This is a genomic window from uncultured Luteimonas sp., from assembly GCF_947492465.1.
Taxonomy (GTDB): Bacteria; Pseudomonadota; Gammaproteobacteria; order Xanthomonadales; family Xanthomonadaceae; genus Luteimonas.
On record NZ_CANLNF010000015.1, the window covers coordinates 21061 to 34079 of the forward strand.

The window sequence follows — 13019 nt, forward strand, 5'->3', positions numbered from 1 at the left end:
CAGGAACACGGGATGACCACGCTCTACGGATTGAAGAACTGCGACACCTGCCGCAAGGCGACGAAGTGGCTCGACCGCTTCGGCATCGCCCACACCTTCGTCGACTATCGCGACAGCAAGCCTTCGCCGGAGACCCTGGTGGACTGGGCCGGCAAGCTCGGTGGATTCGCGGCGATGGTCAACAAGTCCTCGACCACCTGGCGGCAGCTGCCCGAAAACCGCAAGGCGGTCGCCAGCGATGCGGAATGGAAGCTGCTGCTGCGCGAGTACCCGCAGCTGATCCGGCGCCCGGTGGTGGTGACCGGCGATGGACAGGTGAGCCAGGGCTTCACCGACAACGGTTTCAAGCAGCGCTTCGGCATCTGAGATGGAGTTGCGCGACGCAAGGGCCGCGCGGACCCCGGATGGCGGCCGCCCCCACATCGGAGGCATGACCACGTGAGCGAGGTGTTCGAGCTGGCCAGCGCGCTGATCGCGCGGCCGTCGGTGACGCCGGACGACGCCGGCTGCCAGGCGCTCGTCGCCACGCGGCTGGCGGGCGCGGGGTTCGCGATCGAAGCGCTGCGCTACGGCGAGGTCGACAACCTCTGGGCCACGCACGGCAGCGGTGGGCCGGTGCTGGTGCTGCTGGGCCATACCGACGTGGTGCCTACTGGCCCGGCCGAGACCTGGCGCAGCGCCCCCTTCGTGCCGACGGTACGCGACGGCGTGCTGTACGGGCGCGGCGCGGCCGACATGAAGGGCAGCGTCGCCGCCTTCGTGGTCGCGCTGGAGCGGTTCGTGGCCGCGCATCCGGACCATCCCGGCACCATTGCCCTGCTGCTGACCTCGGACGAGGAGGGCGACGCGATCGACGGCGTGCGCCGCGTCGCCGCACTGTTCCGCGAACGCGGCACGCGCATCGACTGGTGCATCACCGGCGAACCCTCGTCGACCGCGCGTCTGGGCGACCTGCTGCGGGTGGGCCGTCGCGGCAGCCTGTCGGCGACGCTCGACGTGCGTGGCGTCCAGGGCCACGTCGCCTATCCGGACAAGGCGCGCAACCCGATCCACCTCGCCGCGCCCGCGCTGGCAGAACTCGCGACGCGCCGCTGGGACCAGGGCTACGAGAGCTTCCCGCCGACCAGCCTGCAGATCTCCAACATCCACGCAGGCACCGGCGCCGGCAACGTCATCCCCGGCGAGCTGCAGGTGTCGTTCAACCTGCGCTACAACCCGCACTGGGACGCCCCGTCCCTTGAAGCCGAGGTGTCGGCCCTGCTCGATCGCCACGGCCTGGACTACACGCTGCGCTGGCATCGCAGCGGCGAGCCGTTCCACACCCCGGAAGGTCCGCTGCGCGCCGCGGCGCGCGAGGTGCTGGCGCAGTTCGCCGGGGCGATGCCGGAGGAAAGCACGGGTGGCGGCACCTCGGACGCGCGTTTCATCGCCCCACTTGGCGCCCAGTGCATCGAGATCGGACCGGTCAACGCCAGCATCCACCAGGTCGACGAACACGTGCGCGTGGCCGACCTCGAGGCGCTGCCGGAGCTGTACCTGCGGCTGGCCGAGCGGCTGCTGGTCGGCAACTCGGACCGCTCCGCATAAGGCGTTACTGCCAGTGCGGGGCTGCGGGCGATCCGGTCCCTGCATGACGCGGCTGATGCCGGCAATGCGACGGCGCGGGTGTCTCCGCGCCGCCTGTGGCCTTATTCGGCCCCGGTGCGTTCCAGCGGCCGCGCGCGATGGTCGTAGCGCATGGCGCTGACCACCAGCATCACGCCCAGCACCGCGGCGATCACGAACATCACCACCGCCAGCGCCGGATAGCCGAACATCGTCGGGCCCACGTCCAGCCGCATCAGCTGGGTGGACGACAGCAGCAGCGCGGCGATCACCACCGCCGAGGCGATCCGGTTGGCGATCTTCTGCAGGTTCTCCATCAGCCGCGAATCGTCCAGGCCCGCCAGCCGGACCTGCATGCGGTTGGCGGCCATCAGCGACAGCGTGTCCGACAGCTTGCGCGGCGCGTCGCGCACCAGCTCCTGCAGCTCCAGCGCCTCGGTGGCGAGGTTGGCCGGCGAGAGCGCCTTGCGCATGCGGTCGCGCATCAGCGACTGCAGGTGCGATTCGATCTGTTCGCGGATGTCCAGTTCCGGGGCCAGCGCATCGACCACCCGTTCCAGGTTGAGCAGGGTCTTGCCGAGCAGACTGATCTCCGGCGGCGTGCGCAGCCCGCACTCGGTCGCGCGCCGCACCAGGTCCAGCACCATCCGGCCTTCGGAGGCGCGCCGGGTGGTGCTGGCGTAGCGGGCCACCACCTGCGAGATCTCGCGGATGTACGCGGCCTCGTCGAAGTCCTCCAGGCGGGTGCCCAGCACCACCAGCTCGCGCGCGACGTCCTCGCCGCGGCCGTCCACGGCGGCGAACACCAGCTTGAGCAGGTGTTCGCGCTGGCGCGGCGGGATGGTGGCGACCATGCCCAGGTCGATCAGCGCGATGCGCCCGTCCGGACCGAGCAGCACGTTGCCCGGATGCGGATCGGCGTGGATGTCGCCGTGCACGAACACCTGGTCGAGGTAGGCGCACAGCAGTTGCCGGGTGGCGGGCAGGGTGTCGAGTTCGGTGCGGCGCAGGCCGGTGATGCGGGTGACGTTGATGCCGTCGATCCAGTCCATCACCAGCAGCCGCGGGGTCACGTAGTCCCACAGCGGGGTCGGCACGCGCAGCAGCGGGTAGCCGGACAGGTGGCGGCCGAAGCGGTCGAGGTTCTCGGCCTCGATGCGGTAGTCGAGTTCGTTGACCATGGCCTTGCGGAACTCGCCGATCCAGTCGGCCAGGCGCAGGCGGCGGCCGGCGTCGGTCAGGGTGTCGGCGGTGTCGGCCAGGCGCGCCAGCACGTCGAGGTCGCTGCGCACCGCGCCGGCCACGTCCGGGCGCTGGATCTTCAGCGCCACCACGCGGCCGTCGTGCAGCACCGCGCGATGCACCTGCGCCAGCGAGGCCGCGGCCATCGGCTGCGGGTCGATCTCGGCGAACACCTTGCTGGCGCGCACGCCCAGTTCGCTTTCCAGCAGCGCTTCGATGTCGCCCACCGGGGCCGGCGTCGCGTCGTCCTGGATGCGCTCGAGCGCGGTGATCCAGCTGGCCGGCACCAGGTCCGGGCGCGTCGACAGGGCCTGGCCCAGCTTGACGAAGGCTGGCCCCATCTCTTCGAGGTCCGCGACGAAGCGCTCGGCCAGCGCGTCGGTCCCGCCGTCGGCGGCGTCCTCCTCGCGCATCTCGCCCAGGTCGAAGCCGGTCATGATGCCGGCGCGCCGGTAGCGCGCGAACATCGCGATGACCTGGGAGGTGCGGGAAAGCCGCTGCATGGTGTCGTTCACGTGTACTCGCCCCTTCGGCTGTCCGCCGGCCCCCGGCCAGCGCGCCCGAAGTATTCCGGCGCCACGGTGACGGTTGTGTCTGCAACCGTTGCAAAGCCGGAATGGCTCGATTATGGTCGCTCCATGGCATCGCAGTCCTCCCGCAACGCGCAGGTTCGCAACCGCAATTCGAATGCGGCGAACAATCGTGCGCGCGCACCGGGCTGCAGCCAGGCGTAGATCCCCCCCGGGGCCTCGCCCGAACGCAAAAGCCCGCATCGCAGGATGCGGGCTTTTTTCGTATCGGGACGCGGCCGCGGGCTTCCTCTTCCCTCAGGAGCGTCACCCCATGTGTTCGATCTTCGGCATCTTCGGGCTGCAGCCCGGCGACGACATCGCGGCCCTGCGCCGGCAGTCGCTGGAACTGTCCCAGCGCCAGCGCCATCGCGGCCCCGACTGGAGCGGCATCCACCTCGACGAAGGCGCCATCCTGGTGCACGAGCGGCTGGCGATCGTCGACCCGGCGGGCGGCTCGCAGCCGTTGCACTCGGCCGACGGCGCGCTGGTGCTGGCGGTCAACGGGGAGATCTACAACCACCGCGAACTCAAGGCCGAACTGCGGCAGGAGTACGACTTCCAGACGGGCTCGGACTGCGAGGTGATCAATGCGCTGTACCGCGAGGACGGGCCGGCCTCGTTCCTCAACCGGCTCAACGGCATTTTCGCCTTCGCGCTGTGGGATGCGGCCGGCAGGCGCGTGCTGATCGCGCGCGACCCGATCGGCGTGGTGCCGCTGTACTGGGGGCACGACCGCGAAGGCCGCCTGTGCGTGGCGTCGGAGATGAAGGCGCTGGCGCCGATCTGCGCGGACGTGGCGCAGTTTCCGCCGGGGCACTGGTACGAGTGGTCGGCAGAGGGCGCAGATGGCCAGCCGCAGGGCACGCTGCATCGCTACTACGAGCGCCCGTGGCGCGACTACGCCGCGGTCGAGGGCGTGCAGGTGTCGAAGCAGGAACTGCGCGAGGCCTTCGAAGCCGCGGTCCATCGCCAGCTGATGAGCGACGTGCCCTACGGCGTGCTGCTGTCGGGCGGACTGGACTCGTCGCTGGTGGCCGCGGTCGCCGCACGCTACGCCCGCCGCCGGATCGAGGACGACGATGCCAGCGAGGCCTGGTGGCCGCGGCTGCATTCGTTCGCGATCGGCCTGGAGGGATCGCCCGATCTCGCCGCCGCCGAAGTCGCCGCGAAGATGCTGGGCACCGTGCACCACGGCTTCACCTATACCCTGCAGGAAGGCCTGGACGCGCTGCCCGAGGTGATCCGCCACGTCGAGACCTGCGACGTCACCACCATCCGCGCATCGACCCCGATGTACCTGCTGGCGCGCCGGATCAAGGCGATGGGAGTGAAGATGGTGCTCTCCGGCGAGGGCAGCGACGAGATCTTCGGCGGCTACCTGTACTTCCACAAGGCGCCGGACGCCCGCGAGTTCCACGAAGAGCTGGTGCGCAAGCTCGATGCCCTGCACAACTACGACTGCCTGCGCGCCAACAAGTCGATGATGGCCTGGGGCGTGGAGCCGCGCGTGCCGTTCCTGGACCGCGAGTTCCTCGACGTGGCCATGCGCATGGACGCCAGCCACAAGATGGTCCGGCGCGGCGACGCGGGCCCGCAGCGCATGGAGAAGGGCGTGCTGCGCGCAGCCTTCGAGGGCTACCTGCCTGACGCGATCCTGTGGCGGCAGAAGGAGCAGTTCAGCGATGGCGTCGGCTACGGCTGGATCGATGGCCTCAAGGCGCACGCGGAAGCGCAGGTGAGCGACCGCGAGTTGGCGGCCGCCAGCCGGCGCTTCCCGGTCAATCCGCCGCAGACCAAGGAGGCCTATTTCTACCGCACGCTGTTCGAGCAGTTCTATCCCGGCCCCGCCTGCGCCGAAACCGTGCCCGGCGGCAAGTCGATCGCTTGCTCGTCGCCGGCGGCGATCGCCTGGGACGCGAGCTTCGCGGCGATGGCCGACCCGTCCGGACGGGCGGTGGCGGGCGTGCACGACCAGGCGCTGGCGTCGCCCTGACCGCGCATTCCGCGGCCGCCCCGCGCTTGAATGGCCCCGCACCGGTGCCCGTGGATCGCCGGGCGCCGCGGCGGGGGCGTGCGACAATGCCCGCTTCCCGCCAATGCGCCCTGCGCCGAGCCCATGTCCGTGATGCGAAGCCTGCTGATCTCCGTCCTGTGTGCCGCCAGCCTGTCCGCCTGCGCGCAGGCCCCTACCGATGACGGCGAGCCGGAGAAGGAGGCGGGCGCCGGGCCGGTCGAGCAGGTCGAGCAGGTGCAGACCACGCCGGGCACGCCCGAGGACCGCGCCCGCCAGGCGATCGAATCGATCAATCCGGACATCCGGATCGACGCGATCTCGGCCGCGCCGCTGGAGGGCTTCCAGGAGGTCATCGTCGGCGGGCAGGCGCTGTACGTCAGCGATGACGGCAACTACCTGCTGCAGGGCAGCCTGTTCGACATCCGCGCCAAGCGCGACCTCAGCCAGGCCGGCGTGGCGGACGTCCGCCGCCGCCTGCTGGCCGCGGTGCCGGCGAGCGAGCGCATCATCTTCGCGCCGGCCAATCCGAAGTACACCGTCAGCGTGTTCACCGACGTGGAATGCGGCTACTGCCGCCGCCTGCACCAGGACATCGCCGAGTACAACAAGCGCGGTATCGCCATCGAATACCTGGCGTTCCCGCGGATGGGCATCGACACGCCCGACTACCGGCTGATGGTGTCGGTGTGGTGCGCCAAGGACCGTCGCAAGGCGCTGACCGATGCCAAGGAAGGCCGCGACGTGCCCTCCGCCAGCTGCGAGAACCCGGTGGCGCGCCACTACGAACTCGGCCAGCGCGTCGGCCTGACCGGCACGCCGATGATCGTGACCGCCAGCGGCGTGTCGATGCCGGGCTACCTGCCGCCCGACGCGCTGCTGTCGGCGCTGCGGGAAATGGACGCGGTGCAGCCCGAAGCCACGGACGCCGCCGGCAGCTGAGGCGGGCGCGCGTCCGGCGCCCGGCCGCCGGACGGCCGGCGCGACCGCGGGCAGTTGTACCGGGTCGACCGCCCGCCAGGGCTGCGGCCCCGATCCCGGCCGGAGGCGGCGAAGCCGCTTACAATAGACGGCCCGCTCCCAGGTGTTCTCCCGGACATGATCGTCCTCGAGGGCCTCCCGGCCCTGTCGCCGTTCCGTCGCGAACGGCTTGAGCTCCGCCTCCAATCCGTTTCCCCTGGCGTGCGCATCGCCGGCGCCTGGCACGTGTACTGGATCGATCCCGAACCGGGCGCGAGCCCGGACCCGGCCGTGCTGCGCCGCGTGCTGGAGGCCGGCGACGACCGCGCCGCGCCGGCCAGCGGCAGCATCTCGCGCTTCGTCGCGCCGCGGCTGGGCACGATCTCGCCATGGGCGAGCAAGGCCAGCGAGATCCTGCGCGGCGCCCGTCAACCGGTGCGCCGGGTGGAGCGGGGCACCCGCATCGACCTGACCGGCTGGCCCGACGATGCCGCCGCCCGGGCGGCGCTGTCGAAACTGCTCCACGACCCGATGACGCAGTCGCTGCTGGCCTCGCACGACGAGGCGGCCGGACTGTTCGCCACCCCGGCGCGCGGCGCGGTCGAGCGCATCGCGCTGGCGCAGCTGGAACAGGCCAACGTCCGGCTCGGCCTGGCGCTGGCCGCGGACGAGATCGAGTATCTGCGCGATCGCTACGCCGGCCTCGGCCGCGATCCGTCCGACGTCGAGCTGATGATGTTCGCGCAGGCCAATTCCGAGCACTGCCGGCACAAGATCTTCAACGCCTCGTGGACGGTGGATGGCGAGGACCAGCCGCGCTCGCTGTTCGGCATGATCCGCAACACCCACGCGCGCACGCCGCAGCACACGCTGTCGGCCTACAGCGACAACGCGGCGGTGGTGGAGGGATATCCGGCCACCCGGTTCCGGCCGGATCCGGTCTCGGCCGAGTACCGCGCCGAGCCGCTCGCCGACAGCGCGTTCTGCATCAAGGTCGAGACCCACAACCACCCGACCGCGATCTCGCCGTTCTCCGGTGCGAGTACCGGAGCCGGCGGCGAGATCCGCGACGAGGGCGCGACCGGCCGCGGCGGCAAGCCCAAGGCCGGGCTCACCGGCTTCAGCGTCTCGCACCTGCGCATCCCGACGCTGCCGCAGCCCTGGGAGGGCGAACGCGCGCTCAATCCGCGCATGGCGCCAGCCCTGGAGATCATGCTCGACGGCCCGCTGGGCGGCGCCGCGTTCAACAACGAATTCGGGCGCCCGAACCTGCTGGGCTATTTCCGCAGCTTCGAACTGCAGCACGAAGGCGAGCCGGCGCGCGCCTACGACAAGCCGATCATGCTGGCCGGCGGCCTCGGCGCCATGGACCGGCCGATGGTGGCCAAGCGCAGGCTGCAGCCCGGCGACGCGGTCGTGGTGCTGGGCGGCCCGGCGATGCTGATCGGGCTGGGGGGCGGCGCCGCCAGTTCGGTCGCGTCCGGCGAAAGCGCCGAAGACCTCGATTTCGCCTCGGTGCAGCGCGAGAACCCGGAGATGGAGCGGCGCTGCCAGGAGGTCATCGACGCCTGCGTGGCGCTGGGCGCGGACAACCCGATCGTCTCGATCCACGACGTCGGTGCCGGCGGCCTGTCCAACGCGATCCCCGAGCTGCTGCACGATTCGGACGTGGGCGGCGCGATCGACCTGGGCCGCGTGCCCAGCGACGACCCTTCACTCTCGCCGATGCAGCTGTGGTGCAACGAATCGCAGGAACGCTACGTGCTGGGCGTGCCGCAGGCGCGCATGGCCGAGTTCGCCGCGCTGTGCGAGCGCGAGCGCTGCCCGTTCGCGGCGGTGGGCGTGGCGACGGCGGAGGAACACCTCACGGTCGGGTATGGCGTGCTGGCGGACACTGCGGCGGACAGTATCTCCGGCCCGGCGCAGCACGCCGGGCGTTCGGACCACCCGCGCGGCAGTGCCGCGCTGGAAGGCACCCCCGGCCCGGCGCAGCACGCCGGGCGTTCGGACCACCCGCGCGGCAGTGCCGCGCAAGCGGGTGGTCCTCACCCCATCGACCTGCCGATGGACGTGCTGTTCGGCAAGGCGCCGAAGATGCACCGCGACGCGCTGCGCCCGGCGCCCGTGCGCTGGCGTGGCCTCAACACCGGTGCCATCGACCTGCGCGAGGCCGGCCTGCGCGTGCTCGCGCATCCCACCGTCGCGGCCAAGCAGTTCCTGGTCACCATCGGCGACCGCGCCGTGGGCGGGCTGACCGCGCGCGACCAGCTGGTCGGGCCCTGGCAGATGCCGGTGGCCGACTGCGCGTTGACCCTGGCCGGCTACGACGGCGTGGCGGGCGAGGCGATGGCGATCGGCGAGCGCACCCCGCTGGCCCTGATCGACGCGGCCGCGGCCGCGCGCATGGCCGTGGGCGAGGCGATCACCAACCTGTGCGCGGCGCCTGTGAAATCGCTGGAACGGGTCAAGCTGTCGGCCAACTGGATGGCCGCTGCCGGGCACCCGGGCGAGGACGCGAAGCTGTTCGACGCGGTGCATGCCGTGGGCATGGAGCTGTGTCCGGAGCTGGGCCTGAGCATCCCGGTCGGCAAGGATTCGCTGTCGATGCAGGTGCAGTGGACCGCGGCCGGGGAACGCGGCGGCCAGGCCCACAAGTCGGTGTCGCCGGTGTCGCTGATCGTCACCGCGTTCGCGCCGGTGCCCGATGTCGGCCGCCAGCTCACGCCGCTGATCGAGGACGGCGTCGACAGCGAGCTGTGGCTGATCGGCCTGGGCGCGGGCAAGCAGCGGCTGGGCGGGTCGATCCTGGCGCAGTGCTTCGACGCCTTCGGTGGCGCCTGCCCCGACCTGGACGATCCGGCGCGGCTGCGGGCGTTCTTCGAACTGATCGGCGAAGCGCGCGAGGCCGGTCTGCTGCGCGCCTACCACGACCGTTCCGACGGCGGCACCTTCGCCGCGCTGTGCGAAATGGCGTTCTGTTCGCACCGTGGCCTGGACATCGACCTGGACGGCTGGGGCGAGGACCGGGCCGAGGATGCCTTCCGCACGCTGTTCGCCGAGGAACTGGGCGCGGTGGTGCAGATCGCCAGCGAGGACCGGGCTGAATTCGCCGACCTCGTGGCCCGCCATGGTCTGGTCGAATGCGCGCAGCGCATCGCCCGTCCCACCGGCAGCGGCCGCATCCGCGTGCTGCACGGCGAGCAGGCGCTGGCCGAGTGGAGCTGGGAAGAGCTGTTCGATGCCTGGTGGTCGGTGACCCATGCGATGCAGCGGCTGCGCGACAATCCCGACTGCGCCGACGAGGAGCGCGCCGCGGCGCGCCGCTTCGATGCGCCGGGACTGCAGCCCAGGCTGGCGTTCGATCCCGCCCACGACGTGGCCGCGCCCTATATCGGCACCGGCGCACGGCCCAGGGTCGCGGTCCTGCGCGAGCAGGGCGTCAACAGCCAGGTCGAGATGGCGGTCGGTTTCGACCGCGCCGGCTTTGCCGCGGTCGACGTGCACATGAGCGACCTCATCGCCGGGCGCACGTCGCTCGACGGCTTCGACGGCCTCGTCGCCTGCGGCGGCTTCAGCTACGGCGACGTGCTGGGCGCCGGCCGCGGCTGGGCCACGTCGATCCTGGAACGCGCGGCCCTGCGCGACCAGTTCGGCGAGTTCTTCGCGCGCGCCGCGACGTTCTCGCTTGGCGTGTGCAACGGTTGCCAGATGATGTCGCAGCTGCGCGAGATCATCCCGGGCGCCGGCCATTGGCCGCGCTTCCTGCGCAACCGCAGCGAGCAGTTCGAGGGGCGCCTGGGCATGCTGGAAGTGCTCGATTCGCCGTCGCTGTTCCTGTCGGGCATGGCCGGCTCGCGCATCCCGGTGGTCATCGCCCACGGCGAGGGCCGCGCCACGTTCGACAACGCGGCCGACCAGGCCGCGGCGCGGGTGGCGCTGCGCTACGTCGAGGGCGACGGCACCGCGGCAACCTCGTATCCGGCCAATCCGAATGGTTCGACCGACGCGATCGCGGGCCTGAGCAGCGACGACGGCCGCGCGACGATCCTCATGCCGCATCCCGAGCGCACCCTGCGCCGCGCCAACTTCAGCTGGGCACCCACGCAGTGGCCCGACGATTCACCCTGGCTGCGGATGTTCCGCAACGCACGGGCGCGGATCGGCTGACCCTTCGGTGCCGCGGAGGTCCGCGGCGCCGCCTTCCTGCCCCACGCGCGCTGCCCATCGGGCGGCGCGATGCTGCGTGGCCGGCCGCTGTCGTCGCAGCGGGCGACAGCGGCGGCGGAGATGCGTGCTGCGTCGCAGCAGCAACGGCCTTGCCTCCGCATCCACGGTCGACCCGCACCGGGCCTGCACCGGCTGATTCCAGCTGCGAACGTGTCCAGTTCCTGTTCAGCTCAAGCCGTTTTGTGAGAAACATCACTTTCTTTTCCTTCGTGTCGGCGCAAGTCGTTGATTCTTTGGGGGCAATGCTGTCCGAAAAGGTCAATTACTGACGGAGTTCGCGCCAAGACTTGACGAAAATTGTCAGTCGCGGTGAGTATCGGTCCCAGTTGCAAGCAATTCGAGGAGCGTTCAGGAAAGCGCTATCGGCCCGCACAAGGACTGGCTCACGCCGAATCTCATTGCGACCGCGACGCCCCTGATCCCACGCAATCCCACCCGATGCCGCGAGCCGCCAGGCCCGCGCGCCAGGGGATCCGTCTGTACATCCATCACGAGGGGCCAAACACGATGAACCGCATCTATTCCAAGGTCTGGAACCAGTCCACCGGTCAGGTCAGCGTCGCGTCGGAACTGGCCAAGGCAAAGGGCAAGGGCAAGGGCGCCCGGCTGCTGCAGGCCATCGTGGTGACCGGTGCGATCGCATTCGCGGGGGCCGCGCTTGCGCAGGGTCCGGCCCGCGGCGCCTCCGGCGGCAAGGCGCCGGCGCACGCCGGCAAGGCGCAACCTCCAGGCAAGGCGGCCAAGGCCGACGCCTGCGGTTCGGCCACGGCCACGGCCACGGGCGCCACGGCCTGCGGCGAAGGCGCGGTGGCCAGCGGCGCCGGGTCGACCGCCATCGGCAACGCGGCACGCGCCACGCACACCAGCGCATCGGCATTCGGCAACAACGCGCGCGCGCTGCAGTCCAACGCGACCGCCGCCGGTTCCAACGCTCTGGCCTCGGGGACGGCCTCGACCGCGCTGGGCAGCTCCACCCAGGCGCTCGGCCTGCGCAGCACCGCCGTCGGCCAGGGCGCGCAGGCGCATGCCGAAGGCGCGATCGCGCTCGGGTTCAACGCCTACGCCAGCCCGTCCGCGGCGGGCAGCGTCGCGCTCGGCTACGGCGCACGCGCCACCGAGGCCGGCGTGCTGTCGGTCGGCAATGGCGGCGGCGCGGGCACGCTCGGTCCGGCCACGCGCCGCATCGTCAATGTCGCCGACGGCATCGCCGACAGCGACGCGGCCACCCTTGGGCAGGTGAATGCGGTCGCCGGCGCGGTCGAGGCGGTGGCCGAGGTGGCCGAACACACCGACCGTTACTTCAAGGCGGACGGCGCCGATGACGGCAGCGACGATGCCAGCATCGCCGGCGAAGGCGCGATCGCCGCCGGTGCCAACGCGGTGGCCGATGGCGACGGCGCAACGGCGCTGGGCGCGGGCGCGCAGGCCGGCGCGGCGTACGCGACGGCCGTGGGCAACGAGGCCGCCGCCACGGGCCTGCAGTCGAGCGCGCTGGGCTTCCGCAGCGAAGCGTCCGGCGATGCGTCCTCGGCCTACGGCGGCTACGCCGTGGCCAACGGCCTGGGCGCAAGCGCGCTGGGCTACGGCGCCGAAGCCACGATGGATGGCGCCACCGCGATCGGCTTTGGTGCGGTGGCCGGCAACTTCGACACCGTTGCGGTGGGCGAAGGCGCGATCGCCAGTGGCGACAACGCCGTGGCCGTGGGTGGCGCGTTCTGGGGCCTGGTCCCGACCGAGGCGGCCGGCGACTACTCCACGGCCGTCGGCGGCGCCGCCTTCGCGGGCGGCTTCAACAGCACCGCCGTGGGCAACTTCAGCGCGGCCGAGGGCGACAACAGCCTCGCCCTGGGTTCCGACAGCCTGGCCGAAGGCGACAGCAGCGTGGCCCTGGGCCGCGGCTCGTATGCCGACCGCGACGACAGCGTGTCGGTGGGCGCGGCAGGCGCCGAGCGCCAGGTCACGAACGTGGCCGCCGGCACCGAAGGCACCGACGCGGTGAACCTGGACCAGCTGGAAGAGGCGACGGCAGACAACCGCTACTTCCAGGCCACAGGCAACGACGAGGACCAGAGCGACGACGTGGGTGCGTACGCCGAAGGCGCGTATGCGACCGCCTCGGGCGAGGCGGCCAACGCCTACGGCCAGGGCGCGTCGGCCTACGGCAGCGGCGCCTACGCCGACGGCCAGAACGCGACGGCCTCGGGCTACAACGCCACGGCCACGGCCGACAGCGCCACGGCAGTGGGCGGCAGCCTGTACTACGAGGATCCGGACACGGGCGAGGTGCTGCTCGACCAGACCACGACCGCTTCGGAAGTCGGCGCAAGCGCGTTCGGCGCGGGCGCGCAGGCCAACGGCGCGTTCAGTACCGCGACCGGCGCGGCTGCAACGGCCGATGGCCT

7 protein-coding genes are annotated in these 13019 nt (G+C 71.5%); 6 read left to right on the forward strand and 1 reads right to left on the reverse strand.

All coding sequences use genetic code 11. From position 1 onward, the window contains the following. Window positions 1-12 precede the first annotated feature (12 nt). Window positions 13-366 carry an arsenate reductase gene (locus Q0863_RS18090; RefSeq protein ID WP_298581664.1) on the forward strand — a complete coding sequence of 118 codons (354 nt, stop codon included), beginning with the start codon at window positions 13-15 and terminating at the stop codon, window positions 364-366. Window positions 367-438: 72 nt separating this feature from the next. Further along, entirely contained in the window at window positions 439-1587 is a 1149-nt protein-coding gene (gene dapE / locus Q0863_RS18095; RefSeq protein WP_298581666.1) for a succinyl-diaminopimelate desuccinylase, read from the forward strand. Between the two features lie 101 nt (window positions 1588-1688). Here the strand turns inward: dapE and Q0863_RS18100 are convergent, their stop codons facing one another. Then, window positions 1689-3350, reverse strand: coding sequence for an AarF/UbiB family protein (locus tag Q0863_RS18100; RefSeq protein ID WP_345780535.1), 1662 nt, complete (start codon window positions 3348-3350; stop codon window positions 1689-1691). 340 nt (window positions 3351-3690) lie between these two features. Here Q0863_RS18100 and asnB point away from each other — a divergent pair, with 340 nt between their 5' ends. The 4 genes from asnB to Q0863_RS18120 form a co-directional block, all read left to right on the forward strand. Continuing rightward, window positions 3691-5412 carry an asparagine synthase B gene (asnB, locus tag Q0863_RS18105; RefSeq protein ID WP_298581669.1) on the forward strand — a complete coding sequence of 574 codons (1722 nt, stop codon included), beginning with the start codon at window positions 3691-3693 and terminating at the stop codon, window positions 5410-5412. A 129-nt stretch (window positions 5413-5541) separates the two neighbouring features. Further along, window positions 5542-6372: a DsbC family protein gene (locus Q0863_RS18110; RefSeq protein ID WP_298581677.1), complete on the forward strand. Its 831-nt coding sequence runs from the start codon at window positions 5542-5544 to the stop codon at window positions 6370-6372. 156 nt (window positions 6373-6528) lie between these two features. After that, window positions 6529-10557: a phosphoribosylformylglycinamidine synthase gene (gene purL / locus Q0863_RS18115; protein WP_298581671.1), complete on the forward strand. Its 4029-nt coding sequence runs from the start codon at window positions 6529-6531 to the stop codon at window positions 10555-10557. Between the two features lie 567 nt (window positions 10558-11124). Beyond that, the coding region (locus tag Q0863_RS18120; protein WP_298581673.1) for an ESPR-type extended signal peptide-containing protein at window positions 11125-13019 on the forward strand (1895 nt) is incomplete at its 3' end.